The 21782-nt window shown below is 26.3% G+C and carries 20 protein-coding genes; 17 read left to right on the top strand and 3 right to left on the bottom strand.

Annotated features, from left to right (window positions below; translation table 4 throughout):
• Positions 1–26: 26 nt before the first annotated feature.
• From rpoE to SCORR_RS04925, 13 genes are all read left to right on the top strand, one after another.
• Positions 27–479, top strand: a complete 453-nt coding sequence (rpoE, locus tag SCORR_RS04985; RefSeq protein WP_094049765.1) for a DNA-directed RNA polymerase subunit delta — start codon at positions 27–29, stop codon at positions 477–479.
• Between the two features lie 74 nt (positions 480–553).
• On the top strand, positions 554–2152 hold the full coding sequence (gene pyrG, locus SCORR_RS04980; RefSeq protein ID WP_094049763.1) for a CTP synthase: 1599 nt from the start codon (positions 554–556) through the stop codon (positions 2150–2152).
• Positions 2153–2204: 52 nt separating this feature from the next.
• Entirely contained in the window at positions 2205–3098 is an 894-nt protein-coding gene (fba, locus tag SCORR_RS04975) for a class II fructose-1,6-bisphosphate aldolase (protein WP_094049760.1), read from the top strand.
• Positions 3099–3180: 82 nt separating this feature from the next.
• Positions 3181–3468 carry a 50S ribosomal protein L31 gene (rpmE, locus tag SCORR_RS04970; protein WP_094049756.1) on the top strand — a complete coding sequence of 96 codons (288 nt, stop codon included), beginning with the start codon at positions 3181–3183 and terminating at the stop codon, positions 3466–3468.
• Between the two features lie 95 nt (positions 3469–3563).
• The gene (locus SCORR_RS04965; RefSeq protein WP_094049754.1) at positions 3564–5411 is read left to right on the top strand and encodes a hypothetical protein; all 1848 of its coding nucleotides are present in this window, start codon (positions 3564–3566) and stop codon (positions 5409–5411) included.
• 11 nt (positions 5412–5422) lie between these two features.
• The gene (locus tag SCORR_RS04960) at positions 5423–6361 is read left to right on the top strand and encodes a DHH family phosphoesterase (RefSeq protein ID WP_094049752.1); all 939 of its coding nucleotides are present in this window, start codon (positions 5423–5425) and stop codon (positions 6359–6361) included.
• Positions 6362–6964, top strand: coding sequence for a thymidine kinase (locus SCORR_RS04955; protein ID WP_094049748.1), 603 nt, complete (start codon positions 6362–6364; stop codon positions 6962–6964).
• A 9-nt stretch (positions 6965–6973) separates the two neighbouring features.
• Positions 6974–8065, top strand: coding sequence for a peptide chain release factor 1 (gene prfA / locus SCORR_RS04950; protein WP_094049746.1), 1092 nt, complete (start codon positions 6974–6976; stop codon positions 8063–8065).
• On the top strand, positions 8052–8867 hold the full coding sequence (gene prmC, locus SCORR_RS04945; protein WP_094049742.1) for a peptide chain release factor N(5)-glutamine methyltransferase: 816 nt from the start codon (positions 8052–8054) through the stop codon (positions 8865–8867). The genes prfA and prmC overlap by 14 nt, the downstream gene beginning before the upstream one ends.
• A 1-nt stretch (position 8868) precedes the next feature.
• Positions 8869–10161, top strand: a complete 1293-nt coding sequence (locus SCORR_RS04940; protein WP_094049739.1) for a hypothetical protein — start codon at positions 8869–8871, stop codon at positions 10159–10161.
• 90 nt (positions 10162–10251) lie between these two features.
• Positions 10252–12063, top strand: a complete 1812-nt coding sequence (locus tag SCORR_RS04935; RefSeq protein WP_094049737.1) for a hypothetical protein — start codon at positions 10252–10254, stop codon at positions 12061–12063.
• 2 nt (positions 12064–12065) lie between these two features.
• On the top strand, positions 12066–14894 hold the full coding sequence (locus SCORR_RS04930) for a hypothetical protein (protein WP_094049735.1): 2829 nt from the start codon (positions 12066–12068) through the stop codon (positions 14892–14894).
• Between the two features lie 98 nt (positions 14895–14992).
• A complete protein-coding gene (locus SCORR_RS04925) occupies positions 14993–15187 on the top strand; it encodes a hypothetical protein (protein WP_094049733.1) in 195 nt (64 codons plus the stop codon).
• Positions 15188–15217: 30 nt separating this feature from the next.
• Here the strand turns inward: SCORR_RS04925 and SCORR_RS04920 are convergent, their stop codons facing one another.
• Complete coding sequence (locus SCORR_RS04920) at positions 15218–16351, bottom strand: hypothetical protein (protein ID WP_094049731.1); 1134 nt, start codon at positions 16349–16351, stop codon at positions 15218–15220.
• Positions 16352–16521: 170 nt separating this feature from the next.
• Between SCORR_RS04920 and SCORR_RS04915 the strand changes: the two genes are divergently transcribed.
• Positions 16522–17280, top strand: a complete 759-nt coding sequence (locus SCORR_RS04915; RefSeq protein ID WP_094049729.1) for a hypothetical protein — start codon at positions 16522–16524, stop codon at positions 17278–17280.
• A gap of 287 nt (positions 17281–17567) precedes the next feature.
• Here SCORR_RS04915 and SCORR_RS04910 read toward each other — a convergent pair whose 3' ends face one another.
• Together SCORR_RS04910 and SCORR_RS05450 are read right to left on the bottom strand one after the other, a co-directional pair.
• On the bottom strand, positions 17568–17816 hold the full coding sequence (locus SCORR_RS04910) for a hypothetical protein (protein WP_094049727.1): 249 nt from the start codon (positions 17814–17816) through the stop codon (positions 17568–17570).
• A gap of 255 nt (positions 17817–18071) precedes the next feature.
• Entirely contained in the window at positions 18072–18212 is a 141-nt protein-coding gene (locus SCORR_RS05450; protein ID WP_157705405.1) for a hypothetical protein, read from the bottom strand.
• A 492-nt stretch (positions 18213–18704) separates the two neighbouring features.
• Here SCORR_RS05450 and rpsL point away from each other — a divergent pair, with 492 nt between their 5' ends.
• Genes rpsL through fusA form a run of 3 tightly spaced genes read left to right on the top strand, consistent with a single transcriptional unit; the run spans position 18705 to position 21701 of the window.
• Complete coding sequence (gene rpsL / locus SCORR_RS04905) at positions 18705–19124, top strand: 30S ribosomal protein S12 (RefSeq protein WP_094049725.1); 420 nt, start codon at positions 18705–18707, stop codon at positions 19122–19124.
• Positions 19125–19145: 21 nt separating this feature from the next.
• Positions 19146–19613: a 30S ribosomal protein S7 gene (gene rpsG / locus SCORR_RS04900; RefSeq protein ID WP_094049723.1), complete on the top strand. Its 468-nt coding sequence runs from the start codon at positions 19146–19148 to the stop codon at positions 19611–19613.
• A gap of 18 nt (positions 19614–19631) precedes the next feature.
• Positions 19632–21701, top strand: a complete 2070-nt coding sequence (gene fusA / locus SCORR_RS04895) for an elongation factor G (protein ID WP_094049721.1) — start codon at positions 19632–19634, stop codon at positions 21699–21701.
• Positions 21702–21782 lie beyond the last annotated feature (81 nt).

The raw sequence follows: 21782 nt of genomic DNA, 5'->3' as shown, positions 1-21782 counted from the left end.
AGAATAAAAAATATGGAGGGTATGTTATGCATAAAACATCACCAATTGAGTTAGCTTATAAGTATTTAACATCAGTTAAGGATAATATGTCATTTGAAGACATCTGAAATGCAATATCAAGAGAAATTGAAGCAAATAATGAAAGAAAGAATGAAATCATAGCTGAATTATACAGTGACTTAGTTCTTGACAATCGTTTTGCATTAACTTCTGATGGGAAATGAGCTTTAAGAGATTATTTAAAATTTGAAGACGTAAAAAAACAATATGAATATGTTGATAAATTCGAGACTACTGAAGAGTTTGATGATTTAGATGTAATGAACTCATCTATTTATGATGATGATGACACTGGTGAGCATGTCAAAAAGGCAAAACTTCGATTAGATAATGACATTGATACAGACGATATTTCATTAGATACAGACGATTTTGATGAAGACGATTTTGATGAAGACGATTATGGCGATGATGATTAATTTAAAAATTTAGTTTTAATTATTTAAATAATAGTAGAAATATTCTATTATTATTTTTTTGAGGAGAGAAATATATGAGCAAGCATATCTTTATAACAGGTGGAGTAGTTTCTGGTTTAGGAAAAGGAATAACAGGAAGTTCATTAGGTGTACTTTTAAAAAATAGTGGGCTAAAAGTATTTATGCAGAAGTTTGACCCATATTTAAATATAGATCCCGGAACAATGAATCCAATTGAACATGGAGAAGTATTTGTTACTTTTGATGGTGGTGAAACTGACCTTGATTTAGGTCATTATGAAAGATTTATTGACGTAAATCTAACCAAAGGGTCTTCATATTCTGCTGGTAGAATATATGCTGATGCTCTTGAAATTGAAAGACAAGGTGGATATAAAGGTAAAACAGTACAAGTAATTCCACACATAACAAACCTAATTAAAAGCAAAATATACGAAATTGAAAAAAACAATGATTATGATGTAATAATTAGTGAAATCGGCGGTACTGTTGGAGATATAGAATCTCAACCATTTTTAGAAGCTATCAGACAGATTAGAATGGAAAAGTCTAAGGAGAACGTTTTATTCATTCATATAGCTTTATTGCCTTATTTAAAAATCTCAGGAGAGTTTAAAACCAAACCAATACAACACTCAGTTAAGGAAATGTTAAGTCTTGGTTTACAACCAGATATTATAGTTGCTAGAAGTGAGTTTAGTTTTGAAGATCGATTAAGAGATAAAATATCTTCATTTTGCAATGTTCCTAAAGAAAATGTGATTGAATGTAGTGATAGTGATTCAATTTATAAAGTTCCATTAACAATAATGAAATCAAATATGCATAAAATAGTTGCTAAACAACTAAACCTCAAAATAAATAAAACAGATATCACAGAATGAGAAAATTTTGTTAAAAATATTGACTCGTCAACAGAAGAATTAGAAGTTTGTATAGTTGGTAAGTATGTGGAGCTAAGTGACGCATACTTGTCGGTAATTGAATCATTAAAAATTGCTGGTTATGATTTAAAGCATAAAATAAAAATAAGATGAATAAATGCAAGAAAATTAAGTAACTTAAATATTGAAGAACAATTAGTTAATGCAAAAGGTATATTAGTTCCTGGAGGTTTTGGTGAAGAAGGTATTGAAGGTAAAATTCTTGCAGCCAAATATGCAAGAGAAAAAGACATTCCATTTCTAGGAATTTGTTTGGGAATGCAAATTGCTTGTGTTGAGTTCGCAAGAAACGTATTAAATTTAAAAGATGCTAGCTCAACTGAAATAAACCCAAATACCAGAAATCCTATTATTGATATTTTAGAAGGTAAAAATACCAAGAAAATTGGTGGAACCCTAAGACTAGGTGCTTATAAAACAAAGTTGTTAAAAAATACCAAAGTATTTAAGTTGTATGGTGAAGATTATGTAATAGAGCGTCATAGACATAGATACGAATTTAATAATAATTACAAAAAAATGTTTGAGGAAGCAGGAATGGTTTTTTCTGGTATATACGAAGAAAAGGATCTTGTTGAAATAATTGAAATACCAAATAACAAATACTTTGTTGCTTGTCAATACCATCCTGAATTTACTAGTAGACCAAATAAACCTAATCCTTTATTTAAAGGATTCTTAAGTTCAATAATTGAAAATAAACAATAGTTTAATAGTATATAAATATAGTTGTATAATCTTTTGTAGGAGGAAAATATAAATGTCAAAATTTTATAGTAGTAAATTAGTTAATGCAACTAAAATGGTTAAGGATGCTCATGAAAACAAATATGCAATTGGGCACTTTAATATTAATAACCTAGAATGAACAAAATCTCTATTAGAGGCTGCTCAAGAATCAAAAACACCTATTATTATTGCGACTTCAGAAGGGGCAATTAAATATATGGGAGGTCTAAAAACAATTGTAGGGATGGTTAATGGTCTACTTGAAGAATTAAATATTACTGTTCCAGTTGCTTTACATTTAGATCACGGTCAATCAGTAGAAATGGCAAAAAAATGTATAGAAGCTGGGTATTCATCAGTTATGTTTGATGGTTCTCACTTACCATACGAAGAAAATGTTGCAAAAGTTAAAGAGTTAATGGAATTTGCTAATGCACATGAAGTTTCAGTAGAAGCAGAAATCGGTTCAATTGGTGGTGAAGAAGATGGTGTTGTTGGTGAAGGTGAGTTAGGTGATCCATTACAAGCAGCAGAAATGTCAAAATTTGGTATATCAATGCTAGCAGCTGGTATTGGTAATATACATGGTAAATATCCTGAATGATGAAAATCATTATCTTTTGAAACATTAGAAGCACTACAAAGTGCATGTAAATTACCAATGGTCTTACATGGTGGTTCAGGTATACCTCAAGATCAAGTTGAGAAAGCAATTAAGTTAGGTATATCTAAAATTAATGTTAATACTGAATTACAATTATCATTTAGAGATGCAACAAGAAAATATATTCTAGAGGGTAAAGATTTAGATGATAATAAAAAAGGATTTGACCCAAGAAAATTATTAGCACCTGGTGCAAACGCAATTAAAGAAACTTTTATGGAATTAACAAAATGGTTCGGTTGCCAAGGTAAAGCTAAATAAGAAAAAAATTAATTAGTATATCATTATTTAAAATATATGATAATATTAATTTTGTATCTATATTTTAAAGGACGGTGAAAAAATGCCAAAACAAGGAATACATCCAAATTATCAAGAAGCAAAATTTATTTGTACTTCATGTAGTAACGAATTTCTATCAGGTTCTACAAAAGGTTCAGAAGTAAGAGTAGATACTTGTTCTAATTGTCATCCTTTCTACACAGGAAAACAATCATTTGCAAATGCAGAAGGTCGTGTAGAGAAATTCAAGGAAAAGTTTGCAAAAAAAGAAGCGGTTCAAGCAGAAATGAAAAAAGCTTCTGAATCACAAAAAGCAGAGAATGCTAAAAAATTAAAGGAAAAAAAATAGTATATAATTAAAAAAGTATAATGACATTAGTAATTATACTTTTTTATTTTTGAGTCTCTGAAGTCATATTATAATATGTTTATTAAGGTGGTATTATGAGTTATAAAATTGAAAAAACAACTTTTACAAATAAAAAAGTTACACCAATAGAAGTAAATTTTGAAACAAAAAATTTTATGACTAGTATTATTGGTAATAAGAATGAAGAATTAAAAAACTTTAAAAATATACTTTATGGTAAATATTTAGTTAAGTCCGGTTCATTTAAAATTGATGGTTTCGATAAAGTTAATAAAGATTGAACAAAGCAACGTGTATCTTTAATAGGTATGAACAGATATTTCAGGAAATGACCTGAAAAATTTTGACTTTCAACATCTTTATTATTAAATAAAGAATTTTTTAATAAGGCTAAAATAAAGTACATTAATAACAAATATAACTACTTGTCTTTTCTAACAACAAATAATGTTAAAGAAGATCAAACAATGAGAATCAAGTTAGAAAAAATGATATTAACATTTATTGACAGTTCTATTGATATTGAAGAACAATGACTAAAAGATTTTTTAAATCAAGCTGTTGAATTTAATAATAAAAACTTAAATGAAAAAAATGATAAATTAGATGAACATATAAAAATTATTGCAAGAGATTATTTTTATTTGAAAGAAAAAACAATGAACTATGAGCTACTTGAGACTTTTCTTCAGAGTTTATGAGACAAGGTTTACAACTTCATTGAGTTAACTTCATTATGCAAATGTGAGTATCTTTCAAAAAAATCTAAAGATAAGTCAATTAAAAAACTTTCTAAACACCTTAACTTTCATCAGGTAAATTATGTTGTAAGAAAGCAGTTAAAAATTATTGATGTGAAAATCAACTTTATTAGATATAAAATATTATCTAACTTAAATACTTTAAAAAACTTGGAAAAACAAATAAACTTCGAATTAATAAAAGTAGGAAAAATTACTAAAAAAGTTAAAGACTTAGATACTTATTTTATTTGAAGAAAAGCTTCGCTTGCTCATAGATCAGAGTTTATTATAAAACAAGAAAAAATGTTCTTTGAGGGATTATCTGATGAATCTACAACTTTAAGGGGTAAAATTGTAGAAGTTGTCCATAGTTATCACAAATTAGTTTTAGCAAAAGAAATTAAATTGAAAAAAGATTCATTATATAAAGAAAAATTAAAGGAACTTAAAAATAAAATTAAAAGTATGTCAGTTCAATCACGTGAGTATATTAATAAGTTAGTTGACGAACTCGGCATTAAGTTAGATTTATTTACAATTAAATGAAATAAAGTTATAAATATCTGATTTCAAGTATTAAGATCTATTTTCTTAGGAAAACATAATATAGTATTTTATAAAGTTTTAGAAAAGTTAACATTATCAGAGATTAAAGAATTATTTCATGTTTTAGAAAACTTACACGAACTTGATAAAAAGTATAACTTTATATTTATAGATAATAAAATTCAAAATGTAGCAAACCTACAAGATAAGTTTTATTTGATAAATAATGCAAAGATTAATGACCTATCATTTTCTGAATTTATTAGAAAAAACTGAAGTACTTATGCATCAGAAATTTTTTATAATGAAAACAAAATCCCTTATAGAGTTGAGAAAGATAGAGTGATTATCTTGAATAATAAAGTTAAAACTAGTTCTATAAAGTTTAAAAAAGAAGGATACATACTATTAGACCCCACAAAAATAAGTTGTAAGAAAAGAGAAAATAAAAATAATTTATTTGAACTGAAAGGGTATGTAAAAGATAATAATTTATTTACAGATGAAAATATAAAATACTTTATTTCACACGATAAGTCCATAAAAATGTATTTTTACTCAAGAGAAGAACTTAAAGAAAATCAAAAAATAAGTATATATATTACTGAGGAAGCAATATTTGAAATAGTTTAGGAAGGTATTTAATGGATACATTATTGAAAATTATTAATGAAAATAATTATATATTAATTGCTAAACACAAGAATCCCGATTGAGATGCCCATGGTTCTGCCCACGGACTAAAACATATCATTCAAGATAATTTCAAAAATAAAAAAGTACTTGTTGTTGGATGAGACATTGAGAAAAATCAGATAGAAATAGATAGCAATTTACTAAATGAAGAAATAATTTCAAAGGCATTATTAATCACTGTCGATGTTGCAAATTATGATAGAATTGATTTTGATAGTATAAATTTAATAAATAACATATACAAAATAGATCATCATTTAGAAGTTGATAATTATACAAGTAATAAACTTGTAGACACAACTGCAATATCTTGCACTCAAGTAATTACTTTATGAGCGGACGAAAATGAATTAATTATTAGCAAAAAAGCTGCATACTATTTATTTTATGGTTTAATTACTGATTCATCAAGATTTTTGTATAAAAACACAAATCATAAATCTTTTCAGGCAGCTATGATATTAACTCAAAAAGGTATAGATATTACAGAAATTTATACCAATTTATACCAAAGAAGTTATGAACAAGCAAAATGGAATAGTAAATGCTTTAATAAAATAAAGTTTAGTAAAAACAAAAAAATTGCTTTTTTAATACTAAAAAGAAAACATTTCAAAAATAAAAAACTAAATGAACATGAAATAAAATCATCTTTGTTTATTTTTACTAATATAAAAGAAATAGACATTTGATATATAGCATATAAAGCTAAAGATTCTAAAAAAATAAAGGTGTCTATTCGGAGTAAAAAGTATAATATTAATAAAGTAGCTCAAGAATTTCAAGGAGGAGGTCATATATTAGCTTCTGGCTTTGTCTTGGACAGCAAAAAATATATCAAAGTGTTAAATAAGAAACTTGAAAAACTAATTTTAGAGGGAGTTTAAATGGGAAATATATTAAACCTAAATAACAAAAAAGGTTGAATTGAATTAATTACTGGTTGCATGTTTGCTGGTAAAACAGAAGAGTTTATAAAAAGGTTAAGAAGATATCAATATGCAAACCAAAATATAATTGTTTTTAAACCATCAATTGATGATAGATATGGGGAAAAAGAAATATTTTCCCATTCCAGAATGAATATTGAAGCAATACCAGTATCAAGCAGTACTGAATTAAAAAAAATATTTAATGAAAGAAACACCACTAAAAAAATTGATGTGTTAGGTATTGATGAGGTACAATTTCTGGATGATGATATAGTTATATTATTAGAAGAATTTGCTAGTAATGGTGTGATTATTGTAGCTAGCGGTTTAGATAAAGATTTTAAAAATAATCCATTCAAAAATGTAGATAAATTATTAGTAACAGCCGAGTATGTTGATAAATTAACATCTATTTGTAGCAAATGTGGTGGAAATGGAACTAGAACACAAAGAATAATAAATGGAGTTCCAGCATCTGCAAACAGCCCATTAATCGATATTGCAGCTAACGAGAAGTATGAATCAAGATGTAGGCATTGTTTTGAAGAGCCAAAGTAGGAGATAAAAATGAATATTAAAACAATTGAAGCACTGAATGCAATTGAAAAAAGAGTTAACTCTATTGACCTAAAATTACAAGACGAAAATTCAATGAATGACATTAAATTATTAACAGAATTAAATAAAGAAAGATCAAGTCTACAAGATATTTTTGATAGATATATAGAGTATAAAAAAATTAAAAATGATTATGATGAAGCTAGTTATATTTTAAAAAATGAAAAAGATAATGAGATGAAACAACTAGCTAAATCTGAAATCCAAGATTTAGAAAATAAGCTTGAATTAGTTGAAAAAGAAATAGAATTGCTGTTATTACCAAAAGACCCAAACGATGATAAAAATGTTGTTTTTGAAATCCGTGGCGCAGCAGGTGGTGACGAAGCAAATATTTTTGCAGGTGATTTGTTTAGATTGTACACAAGGTACGCAGAAAAAAATAACTGAAAAATAGAAGTACTTGAAGAAAGTGAGTCTACTGCTGGTGGTTTTAGTCAAATTTCTTTTATGTTAAAAGGTAATAATGTTTACTCTAAAATGAAATATGAATCTGGAAGTCATAGGGTGCAAAGAATTCCTAAAACAGAATCAAAAGGTAGAATTCAAACTTCTACTGCTACAGTTGCTGTTTTACCTGAAATTTCGGAGTTAGAAATAGATATAAAATTAGCAGATTTAAGAATTGATACTTATAGAGCATCAGGGGCTGGTGGTCAACATATTAATACAACAGATTCAGCTGTTAGAATTACTCATGTTCCGACCGGAATTGTTGCTTCGTCACAAGATGGTAGAAGCCAACACGATAATAAAGATAAGGCAATGACTATGCTTAGAGCACGTGTTTATGAAGCTGAACTTGAAAAAAAACAAGAACAAGAGGCAAGTCAACGTAAGCAAGCTGTTGGAACAGGTGCAAGAAGTGAAAAAATAAGAACTTATAATTATCCTCAAAATAGAATAACAGATCACAGAATTAATTTAACATTAAGTAAATTAGATTACGTAATGGAAGGTAATTTAGATGAAATAATAGATGGACTAATTAAAAATAACCAAAAAGAATTAATTGCACAACACTTAAATGATGAAAATTAAAGATATAAAAGACAAGGTATTAAATATTAATGACAGTATTTTACAAAAATATATCATTAAGGAAGTTCTTCAAAAGGAATTTTTTTTTGATGACGAGAACGTTGAAAAACAAGAGTATAAACTTTTTAAAAAAATTAATAAAGGTTTAAAAAAAGGTAAAACCATTGACTACATAATCGGCAAAAGATTTTTTTTTAAAAACTACTTTTATGTAAATAAAAATACATTAGTGCCAAGAAAGGAAACTGAGTTAATAGTTGAAGAAGTTTTAAAACTAAACTTGTTAAATAAAAATGTAGTCGACGTTTGTTGCGGAAGTGGATGTATTGGAATTTCTATAAAGAAAGAATACAAAGATTGTAATTTGTATTTATCTGATATTTCTAAAAAAGCACTTAAAGTAGCAAATAAAAATCTTTGTTATCTAAATGTTGATGCAAAAGTATTTAATTCAAACTATCTAAAATTCATATATAAAAATAATATTAAACCTGATATTATAACAATTAACCCCCCCTATATTGGTAAAAAAGATATTTTGCTAGATAAAAAAGTACATAAAAACGAACCAAAAAAAGCTTTATTCGCAAAAGAAAATGGTTTATATTTTTATAAAAAGCTTCTTGAAAATTTAGATGGTCTTTTTAAAATTAATAAAAACCTTATTATTTACGTAGAGTTTGGTTATAACCAAAAGAAAAAGCTTGAAGAAATATTTTGTCTAAATGGAGTAAAATATATTATAGAGTTTAAAAAAGATTATTCAAATATTTGAAGATATTTCATACTAAAGAAGGTTTAATATGGATATAAAGTTGGAAATCAGTAACAAAGTAAAAAAAGCTAGTATATTTAAAATGGCTTTTATTTTTATATTATTATTAATTCCTAGCTTTTTGTTTATCAGTATTTTAATTATAAACGACTCTTTTAATCAGTATAGAATATACTATGATACATTGCAAGATTATTTTCAAAGCTATGACCTTCCAAAATACAATACTATTATTACTTTAGTATGATTTAGTATTGCACTATATATGTTTATAATACTAATTATTTTTTTTATACCTAGGATTTTGAATAAAAAAATATCTATAAAATTAAAACATTTGATAATTTTTATTATTGCACTTCTTTTAGTTATATGTTTCATCGTTTTCTCAGTTGGAGAATATAATTATTCAAGATTTTATCAAATGTATGCATTTGTAGCTAATACTGATATTTATACTGATAACAATAGTTTAGAAAAGATAGTTAGTATATTTAAAAAAAATTACTCAAATAGACTTATATATGGTTGGACCACTGATACAATGACATGATGATTGTGCTTAATAAAAGTAATAATTACAATTATTTATTTCTCTTTTTTTAGCAATAAACTTGAAATAAGAAAACAAAAAATAAATTATGTAAAAAAAGATTTTGGACAAGAAAAACTATCATCAGCATTAAGTAAGCTTACATTAAATAACAAAAAAAATATCTCATTTTGAATTTTATTATCAGCACTTGCTGTTTTCATACCACATTTTATTTATGTTGTTGCAATATCATTGACAAACAGCTCTTTAAACTCAATGTTAAGCTGAACTTTTATTGGTTTAGAATTATTAAATAAAAAAGATTTGTTTGACAATACTTCTCAGTTTGCAATTAAAAGCTTACCCATCATAATTTCAGGTTTTATGATTGCCACAATTTGTGTTTTAAGTGTTTTATATATAAAAAAGGATGCAATTAATTATAAGTTTTTAATGATACAATTTATAATTCTATTCATAGAAGTGATACTTTTAATTGGCGTAAACTTTTTTTCTATGCATGAGTTAAATAATATATATAACTTTTGAAAAAGTAATGATCAAAGCGAAATAATTAAATCTAATAATTATTTATATCAAATTTATGGAAGTGCATTCTTAAATAGTGATGGAACCGTAAAAGACTTCTTCTTATATGGTATTAAATATGTATCACATGGAATAATTACGTTTAGTTTATTTATAACTTCATACATAATTATTGGTACAAAGTTACTAAAAAACTATAAAGAAAGCCAAAATGAATCTAAAAATGACTATATATAATAGCAAACTCATATATAAATTACAAGAGTTTATTTCACTTTTTGCAAAAAATGTGGTATAATTTACCTTGTAATAAAGGAGGTTGAATCTATGTATATTAATCCTTTTGAGAGAATGAAAAATCAAAAAGAAGCAGAAAACAAAAAAGAAAAAGAAAAAGAAAAAGAAAAAGAAAAATACATGAGATTAGGTGCACAAATGGGTTTTGTAGAAAACAAAGCTATTATGCCGTCATTTATCAAAACTATGATAGATGATAGTAACAAAGTGTCTGTGCCTCCCTTTCCTTCTATTAATATGAGTTTAGATAATAGTATTGATAATCAGAAAGTAGAACAAATTAAACAAAGACACTATAGTAATGACCAAAGGCTAAAACCAAGTGAAAACTTAGTAAAAAACAATGAAAGTATAAACTTTCCACCATTTAGTCAAAATAATTCGATTTCAGAAAATCTTAAAGAAAAAGAAAATAATAGTATTAGGGAATACAACAATGATTTCCTAAACATAAATAGTAAAAATCAAAATATTAATAGTGTAACTGAAACAATGGGAACTATAAAACCATTTTATCAAAATGATATCAATGATACTAAACTTCAGGAAACTAAGAAAAAAGAGGTTTCTGAAAATAAAATTATTGAAGACTCCTATAATATATTAGATATAAATAAATATAAAGAGTCTTTCAATAAAACTGATCTTGCTAATAAATTAATAATGATTACAGTTGATAAACCAGAGAGTATAAAAATAGTTAGATTTATAAAAGAAGACTTAAATAGCTCTTACAAAGTTTTTATAGATATTTCAGAAATATCAAAATATAAAAGACCTTATAGATTCTTTTTAAAACAATTTATTTCTAAGTTACCAATTCAAATTGATATAGAAGACAGAAGAGAACTATGGGAACGTGTGGATCTAATGTTCAAAGGAACTAGTTGGGGTAAAGTTAATATTGATGATGATATTGAAGAAATATTGGACGATGTATTTATTGTTAATGACCCAATAGATTTAATATGTTCTGAGTTTGCAAATTTATTCGAAGCCTATAATTTTAATGGTATAATTTCTATTTTTGTAGAAAACTTGATACCTGTGGAAGGAACATTGAAAAAATCCTTTATTGAATTCTTTAATAAAATAATTACTAGAATTCCAAATTTAAATTTAACATTTGTATTAGATAAAGAATTCTATAATGAATTCTATAATGAATATATTTTCAATTATGTTGATGTATTAGTTAAATTTAGTGATAAACCTGTAATTAAGAAGAAAGATACAACTGATTTACCTGTTGAACCGCTTCAATGTAGTAGCACGGTTATTAACAAAGATATAACAAATAATTATAAAGATAATTCAAATATAAGTTCGCAAATCCCAAGTTATTCAAACAATAATGAAAACTTTAATAGTTTTAATCAAAGTAACTTGAATAACTTGATTAATCATGATAATAATCATATTTATCCAAATAGTAACTATACAAATCAAAATAATTTTGAAGAAGAAATTAGTTACACACAGCCTAACAAAGCGGACTTAAGAAATGACTTATTAAATTCTAAGAAAATGAGAATAGAAGTCTCGAGAGTATTAGAAAAAAGACAAAGTGAAATCGACAAAATAAATAAAATCGAAGAGAAAACAGCTAGAGAGAAAATGGAAGGTCCTATATTTAGGACCGAAATATTGGCTAATAACAATCAGACAAATAAAAATAATGAAACTGATGAAGAATTTAATCTATGGAAACATCAAAATGATTTCAATAATGTATCGCAAATAAATATTGAAGATAAATTACAGATTGAAAGAGAACAATCTAGAGGAAATAATTTGTTTTCAATAGATGGTAGTAATTGAAATAATATAAATAGGAGGTAAACATGTTTGCATTTTTAATAGTAAGTGCTTGATCAGTTGTAATTGTATCATCACTCGTACTAATAGCGTACTTGGTTCTTTCGTTAGTCTTAACATTGATAGCTAATGTTGCAGTGCTAATGAAGATTTATGAATTTTTATCAAAAAACCAATTCTCAAGTGTTTTTGGTAATGATAATAAATTCATGGTTAATTTAAATAATATGTCTCATAAAGAAATAGGGGCATTTATCACATTAGGGTTATTAATGTTTATTGCAATTACGTTAATAGCAATATCAATTGTAGAATTGGTAAGGTTAAAGAAAAAACAAAAAATTTCGAAACCAATGGTAAAGAGTTATTTATTAGTTTTACTTGTAATGGCCCTATTAATGAGTCAAACTATTTTATTAATAATGGCAGCATCAATATTTTTAGGATTATTAATTTTAGAATTTGTATTGTTCGATAGTGATGCATTAAATAACTATGCAGAAGAACGAAACCTAATTTCAATAAATAAAGAGGAGAAAAAATTTGAAAGAGAGGTAGCTAAAGAGGGAAAGCAAAATGGCAACGTGATTTTAAAAAAGAAAAAATTAAACCAAGAAAAAAACAAAACTGGTCTAGTAAAAAACATTGATAAAATTACGTTGCCTGAAGAAATTATGAAAAATGAAACTAAATTAAAACGTAAAATAGAGAGATGAAACAAACAAAAAGATTCTCTATTAAAATTAAGAGAAACAATACTTTTTGATGAAAAAGAAGTTAATGAAAATGTAAAAACAAAACTGATAAATTATTTTAACTCTAAAGCCAAAAAAATTAATGACCTAGCTAAAAAACTTAATATATCTGAAGATAAGTTTATTGAATATTTGCAACAAACTGAATTTAAACTAAATTTATTAGAAGAAAAGATAATGATAGCAAATGATATAGAATCTGATGATTTTGATCATTCAATTGAAGATGTGTATAAGGAATATCATGAACAAGAAAAAAGTGATGAAAAGGCTCTTAATATAGAAACATTTTCAACAGAAGAACTTGAGGAGTTTGAGAGTATCTACCCAAATTATGGTGAGAAACTAATAGCAAAAAATAATAATGAAGAAAATTATGTAAGTGAAAAACTTTCAAGAGCTATTACAATGGATTTATCTGAGCTAAATATTAATGATGATCTAAATCAAAAAACTGATATTTTAGATGATCTGGATTTTGATAGTCACGGTATTTTAACTGATTTAAGTGTGGAATATAAGAAAAATGAATCTCTGAAATCATTTGATGATAACGAAAAATTAGAAAATGATTTTATAAATGAAAAACAAACAAATATTATAGATATAAACTTAGACTTAGTTGACAGCGAAAAAAATACTGATGATTCATCTAAGGAAGCAGAAAATAAAAGCACTTTTGTTAGACCTGAAACTAGAATTGACTCATCAGCACCTAGTACAAATGCTTTAGGTGAAACTTTTATTAAAGAAAGAATGGATAGAGCAATTAATATGGATATTGACTCTTTAAAACAATCAGATAGTAGTGATGAAACAATCCTTGATAATATATTTAAAGATTTTTCTATTGAAGAACAAAATAACTATAAACAATTTGGTAATGAAGAATCAATTTCAGAAGATATAAATAATAATTTAGAAACTTTTGTTAGACCACAAACTATAATTGATCGAACATTAGTAACACCAACATTAGCTGCAAATAATACTATTACTGAAAACAATTTTGTTAGACCACAAACTAGACTTGATTTATCATCACCTAGTACAAATGCTTTAGGTGAAGATTTTATTAAAGAAAGAATGGATAGAGCCATTAATATGGATTTAAAGTATCTAAACAATTATCATACCAACATCAATGATGAAACTAATCTTAGTATAATTTTTAAAGATTTTGATCTTGAAGAACAAAATAATTACAATCAGTTTAGTAAAGAAGATATACTAGATAAAAAAAATAAAAGTATAGAAACTTTTGTTAGACCTGAAACTAGAATTGACTCATCAGCACCTAGTACAAATGCTTTAGGTGAAGCTTTTATTAAAGAAAGAATGGATAGAGCCATTAATATGGATGTTAATTCATTAGAAGAATCAGAAAGTTTAGTAGAAACAAAACTAAAAAGTATTTTTGAAGATTTTAATCTTGAAGAAAAAATAACCATAAGTGAAACAAAACAAAAAGACGTTGTGAAGAAATCTGATTATACTCCTTTAGGAACGTTTGTGAGACCTATAAATAATAATCAAATAAATATCTATGAACAAAATACTGTAGAAAATGATTCTACAACTGTTCCATTGAATAAGGAGCTAACAAGTTCTCAAAGTCTGGACGATAAAATAATTAATAATGATTTTAAAAATCATGATTTTATTAATGAAGATACATTTATAAATAAATTTAAAAATCTTTATAATGAAGAAAAAGAAACTATAATTGAATATAATCAAGATAATGTTTTAATAGATGAATCAAAAGAATTTAGAGATATAGCTCTTGAAGAAGATTTAAAAAACATTTTAGACCTAGATACCCAACTATCAAAAAAAGAAATGGATAAGTCTGTTTATGATAAAACAACATTTGAAAAAATTGATAAAATTGAAGAAAGAATTAATAATATAGAAGAGTTGCTTAAAAATTTATCACTTAAATCAGGAAGAGATGTAATAAGCGATGAAATTGATACAGTAGTAAAAAAACTAAATTTAATTTATGAAGAGTTAGAAAAAAAAGAATCAAACAATAGTAAAAAAAGTGTTGACGATTTTTTAAAAAAATATAACTATAACAAAAAAAGAAACCAATAAAAACATTTTTGAAATATGTTAAAATAATATTGTATTATTATTAAATTAAAAGTTTTTAACTTTTATTTTTTTTATAATTGCTTAGATAGGAGTAGAAAATGACTAAAGAAGAATTTAAAGAAAAAAAAAGTAAGTTAGTAGAAAAGAAAACTGAGATAGAGACAAAGATTAAAGGTTGTAAAGAAGCAATCAAGCAAGCAAAATTTGCATTAAAAAATGAAAAAAATAATTTAAAAACTGCGAAAAATCATATTAAATCTCTAAAAAGTACAAAAAAAGAGCAAGATTTATAAAAAAAATACGCCATTTATGATAGGCGTTTTTTAATATAATTTTGTAATTATATTTGGATATTTATAGTTTAAATCTTCATTGATTCTTTTATAAGAACTTTCTTTAATTTGTTTCAAGTAATCTTTTCTTGCTTTACTTTTTTGTTTATTTTTAAAAACTATACCTAGAAAAAATAAGCCAATTAATAATAAACTTGATATAACTACTAGTATTTTTATAACTAAGCTTACGCCATTACCTTCTTTTAAAAACTCCATATCTGCTCTTGTCAAAACAATTTTACTAAAGTTTTTAATACTTGATGTTGCTTCTATATTTCTGTTTATTGTATCTTTCAAAAAATTATATATAAAGTATAACTCATAAGAATTAAGTCCAGCGAACTTTTTATTATCAATTATAATTTCTGGTTCAATTTGTTTTGGTCTTTCTGTAAGATTCAGAGTAACGTTGTTTAATTTAACTTCTTCTTTAACTTCTGGTTTTGGTATATTTATGTATTTAATACTTTTCACTGTTTCTTCAACTTTTATATTTGGTTTTTCAAAAATATTAGTTGGTATTATTGGTTTAACTTCTTCTGGTTGTTTTTCTTTTTGGGTTTGAATTATAGGTTTTACTGCAGGTTTATTAGTAGTAACTGTGTTTGGGTTTTTTAAATTTATGTTAAATTCTCGTTTACTCTCTTTTTGTTTTTTTTCGAAGTCAAGTTTTCTACCTGTTGCAGCTCAATTATTATCAATCATACTTTCTATATTTGAATGCCCACGTTTAACAGAATTATTTATATTTGTTTGTGGTTGTTTTGAACTTAATTCCTTTGAAAATAACATTGTATAGTTTTTTTCTTTATATGTTGAATTATCAACCTCTCCTTTTAACTTTATGCAATCTTCAAAATATAATTGTAGCAGTAAATACTTTGTTGTTGGATTTGACACATAAGTTGGAGGTGCAATATTAAAAAAATGCTGCACACTTAAAGTTCTATTATTTTTTATTAGACTTAGTATATCAACCATAGCTTTTCTGGATACATCTGAACTAAGGTTTTCTTTATAATTGTATCCACCTGTTGAATTAATAGATCTTTTTCTAATTGATTCACTTTGGCAAGCATCAGCTCAATCAATAAAATATCTTGTATTACTTTCTCCTCACAAAATTAACACCTCTTTAAAATATTATATTATAAATAGTAAAATTAATTTTTTAATAATAGCTTTATACCCTAATAAATTAATATAAATAATGAGTTAAACTTTTTATTTTAATTATTTAAACAAACAATTAATATTTAAATATAATATATACATAGAAATGAGAATACACCATGAAAAATAATATAAAGCCATTAAATCATGAAAAAATTATTATAAATCGAGTGGATGTGTTTTACAAAAACTTAAAAGAAAATATTCGTAATAGTTTTGAAGTACCAAAAGTAGTGTTAGATTTTTTTGAAGATTTTCCTGCTATTAACTCTATAAAAGAAGTGGAAAGATTTGGAGAATGCGTAAATAGTTCAATAAAAGAATGAAAACCTATTAATAACGAAAATGAAATAATTATTATTAATTACATATTATCTATAATTAAGAATGCAATGGTAGTAATTTTATCAATAAATACAAATTTAAAAAAAGAGGGTCTTGAGAAAAATACTATTAAAACCAAAAAAGGTGTTGATGTTATGATTTCAACTGCTGTTCAAGCTATTGGTGTAAAGTTTAGTGATCTTACATTTAAATATAATGAATTAATGATGGAGAAGGATTCACAAGAGGTATTTAAGAATTTTAACTTATGACTTAATACTGTTATTGAACAAGACTCTATGCTGGCATTCTCTATGCTTATAGATAATATATTCTCTTTTATAGATAACTATAAGAAATTGAATAACAAAATAACTAGTATTAAAGAAGATGAATTTAATAATAGTAGAGTAACCCTATTTTTAGATTATATCGAGACATATTATCTACTAGTGTTAATTCTTGAACTTGTACTAACTTACCCTTTAAATGAAGGATTAATGAACGAAACAACATTTATTAATATGTTACCAAATATAAATTTATTTAACTAAGTTTTACTAAATGAATAAGTCCTTTTATAAATACCTTACGTAACATCTACATATAAAATGATTGTATTTTTTAGAATAAGTGTAATATAATATCTAATCTACTAAAAACTTAAAACAACAAATACAATGTTAAATGAAAAATGTAATAAAGACTAATAAAAAAACGCTGACATATGTTAGCGTTTTTATTATTATAGCTAATCTTATACTTTGATAATAATCGAAGATTTATACGATTTAAAAGTTCACTACTAATTTTATTGCTATCTGCTAATTCAATTATTAAATTAACAATAAGTTGCTAATTTTGCACTTAAAGGTATTATAACTAACTTATTAGTTATTCATTGTGAACCCGGCACTTTAAATAATGTATTAAGCACAGGAATCTTATCTAAAGCAAACTTTGAAAATCCTGTTAATAATCCTGTAACTACATCTAATAACCAATCTTTCCCATTAGTTAAAACTAGTTGTTGGACAAATAACTTAAGTTTGTAAACCCCTAATGCTATTGTATCCTTAACTTTATCCATTCTACTAATTTCTTAATTTCAGCATCAACTTCTTCTTGTGTTACATTAGCACTTATTTTTTTACGTTAGACCAATTTAATTTGATTTATCTGTATCATCATCACTATAACCGTTGTTATTCTTATTAATTGTTAGAAAAATATGAATCTTCCAACCTATTTTAGTATGTAAATCATTTCTGAAATATATGTATTCTCAGGAATTGAAGTATCTACTGCCTTAATCATTCAATCTTGGATATATGATGATAGATTGTTATACTCAGTGTTTTTTTTCTTTATACGCACTTGATATTTCAATAACTCCATTACTATTAGAAGCAGCATCAATAAACTTTTCTTTCATATCAACCATAAATTGATTTGTAACATAATAATTGTTAAATGCTTCTTGCATATTTTCTCCTACATCTTTTAAGTCAGTCTTATTTTCAAATTTCCCCTTTACTTTTCTAAGTTCTTTAAGGATTTCTTGGTTACCGTTGCTAGTGATTTTTTTGTATACTGGTCTTTATTAAAATTAATTTCCACTAACGCCTCCAGGTAATTTAAAATTTACTATTAATTTTGGACTATCCTTAGGAGTATTATCCCACTTAAATGTATCATAAGCACCTTTTGCTGACTCAGCTGTTTTATAATTTGAAGTAAAATTTTATATTTAAATTAGTATCATCAGTTTTACCACATACTATAACTAAACTTGATGATGATGTAATAATTTTCGTAGGCCAAGTACTGCTAATATTTTTTCCATATATTTAAAATTAATTTATTACTAAATATTATTGGAGAATTTTAAAAAAAGTATGATATTTATTAAAATTAAGTATATAATTACCTTTGTGTAAGAACAAAACACTCGGTATTGTGGAAAGGAGGAAAATTTATGGCTACAATAAACCAATTAGTTCGAAAACCAAGAAAAGCAAAAACTTGAAAAACTAAAGCGCCTGCATTAAATAGAGGAGTTAATACTTTATTAAAAAAAGTAACTAAAGTATCTTCTCCTCAAAAAAGAGGAGTTTGTACAAGGGTTGCTACAATGACTCCTAAAAAACCTAACTCTGCGTTAAGAAAATACGCAAGGGTTAGACTTACAAACGGTATGGAAGTTACTGCTTATATACCAGGAGAAGGACATAACTTACAAGAACATAGTGTTGTATTGATACGTGGTGGTAGGGTTAAGGATTTACCCGGAGTTCGTTACCATATAATTAGGGGAACATTAGATACAACTGGTGTTAATAAAAGAATGCAAAGTCGTTCTTTATATGGTGCTAAAAGACCTAAAGAAAAAAAATAATAATTAGAAAGGAGAAAAACAATGCGTAAACATCAAGCGGAAAAAAGAGATGTACTACCTGATCCAATTTATAATTCTAAATTAGTAACTAAAGCAGTTAATAAAATTATGTTAGATGGAAAAAGAGGAACAGCTCAACATATCTTATATAAAGCATTCGATATAATAAAAGAAAAAACTCAGGTAAGTCCTATAGAAGTTTTTAATAAAGCAATAGAAAATATTAAACCTCACTTAGAATTAAAAGTTAGACGTATTGGTGGGGCTAACTATCAAGTTCCAATCGAAGTTTCAAATGAGAGAAAAGTTACTCTTGCATTAAGATGGCTAATTAATTACTCAAGATTAAGAAATGAAAAAGAAATGATTGAAAGATTAGCAAACGAAATAATTGATGCATCAAACGGTGTTGGTGGTTCAGTTAAAAAACGTGAAGATACTCACAAAATGGCAGAGGCAAATAAGGCTTTTGCACACTATCGTTGATAATTTTAAGGGGGTGCAATTATGCCAAGAGATTATAGTTTAGATAAAACAAGAAACTTTGGTATTATGGCTCACATTGATGCAGGTAAAACTACAACAACAGAACGTATTTTATTCCACACTGGTAAAATTCATAAAATAGGTGAAACTCATGAAGGAGAATCACAAATGGACTGAATGGCACAAGAACAAGAACGTGGTATTACAATTACTTCTGCTGCAACAACTGCATTTTGAGCCGACCATAGATTCAATATTATTGATACTCCAGGTCACGTTGACTTCACAGTTGAAGTTGAAAGATCCTTAAGAGTACTAGATGGAGCAGTTGCTGTTCTTGATGGGCAAAGTGGAGTTGAACCACAAACTGAAACAGTTTGACGTCAAGCAACTACATATAGAGTTCCAAGAGTAGTATTTGTAAACAAAATGGATAAAACAGGTGCAGACTTTATGTACTCTGTTAAAACTATTGGTGATAGACTGGGTGCGAAAGCATCACCAATTCAATTACCAATAGGTGCTGAAGATCAGTTTGACGGAATTATTGATTTGGTTGAAATGAAGGCTTGACATTTTGATGGTGCAGCCGAAGAAATAGCTAAACCTATTGAAATACCAAGCGATTTAAAAGAACAAGCAGAAGAGCTAAGAGCACAATTAATTGAAGCAGCAGTTGAATATGATGAAGAATTAATGATGAAATTCCTTGATGGGGGAGAAATTACTATCCCTGAATTAAAAGGTGCAATTCGTAAAGGGGTTATATCAGCTGAATTCTTCCCAGTATTAGCCGGGTCTGCATTTAAAAACAAAGGTGTAAAGTTATTACTAGATGCCGTTGTAGATTACCTACCATCACCTTTAGATGTACCTTCAATTAAAGGTATTCTACAAGATGGTAGTGAATCAGAAAGACATTCAACTGATGAAGAACCTTTCTCTGCGTTAGCATTTAAAATAATGACAGATCCATTTGTTGGTAAACTTACTTTCTTTAGAGTTTACTCAGGTATATTGAATAAAGGAAGTTATGTTCTTAATGCAACAAAAGACAAAAAAGAACGTGTTGGTCGATTATTAAGAATGCACGCAAATAATAGAGAAGAAATTGAAGAAGTATATGCCGGAGATATTGCGGCTGCTGTTGGATTAAAAGATACAACAACTGGTGATACATTATCTGATGAAAAAAATCCAATTATATTAGAATCAATGGTATTCCCAGAACCGGTTATTCACTTAGCTCTTGAACCAAAAACAAAAGCTGATCAAGAAAAATTAGGAATTTCTTTAAATAAATTATCAGAAGAAGATCCTACTTTTAGAACATTCACTGATGAAGAAACAGGTCAAACTATTATTGCTGGAATGGGTGAATTACACCTAGACATTATCGTTGATAGACTTAAAAGAGAGTTCAAAGTCGAAACTAATGTTGGTGCACCACAAGTTTCTTATAGAGAAACTATTAAACAATCAGCAAAAGTAGAAGGTAAATATGTTAAACAATCAGGTGGTCGTGGACAGTATGGTCACGTTGTTATTGAATTTGAACCTAATCATGATAAAGGGTTTGAATGAGTTGACAAAATTGTTGGTGGTAAAATATCAAAAGAATATATCAACGCTGCAAGAGTAGGGTTAGAAAATGCATTACAAAATGGTGTTATTGCAGGTTTCCCAATGATAGATGTCAAAGCAACAATCGTTGATGGTTCATACCATGACGTTGACTCAAGTGAAATGGCTTATAAAATTGCTGCATCACTAGCTTTAAAAGAAGCAGCAAAAAAAGTAAATCCTGTATTATTAGAACCAATAATGTCAGTTGAAGTAACTGTTCCAGATGAATATTATGGGGATGTTATGGGTAACATATCATCAAAACGTGGTCTTATTGAAGGATCAGAACAAAGAGGAAATGCTCAAACTGTTAAAGCAAAAGTGCCTTTATCAGAAATGTTTGGTTATGCAACTGAACTAAGATCATTTACTCAAGGGCGTGGAAACTATACAATGATATTTAGTCATTATAATGAAGCACCAAAAAGTATTGCAGAAGAGATTGTTAAAAAATCTCAAAAATAAAAATTAACTTAAAATAAAAACTATTGTAATTTATATAAAATCAATTAAAATAATTTATGACATTTTATAAAATTTTTTGAA

The sequence above is a fragment of the Spiroplasma corruscae genome (genome assembly GCF_002237575.1).
In the GTDB taxonomy this organism is placed as follows: Bacteria; Bacillota_I; Bacilli_A; order Mycoplasmatales; family Mycoplasmataceae; genus Spiroplasma_A; species Spiroplasma_A corruscae.
Note: the sequence above shows the minus strand (reverse complement) of the source record. Positions and strands in the feature narration are given on the sequence as shown.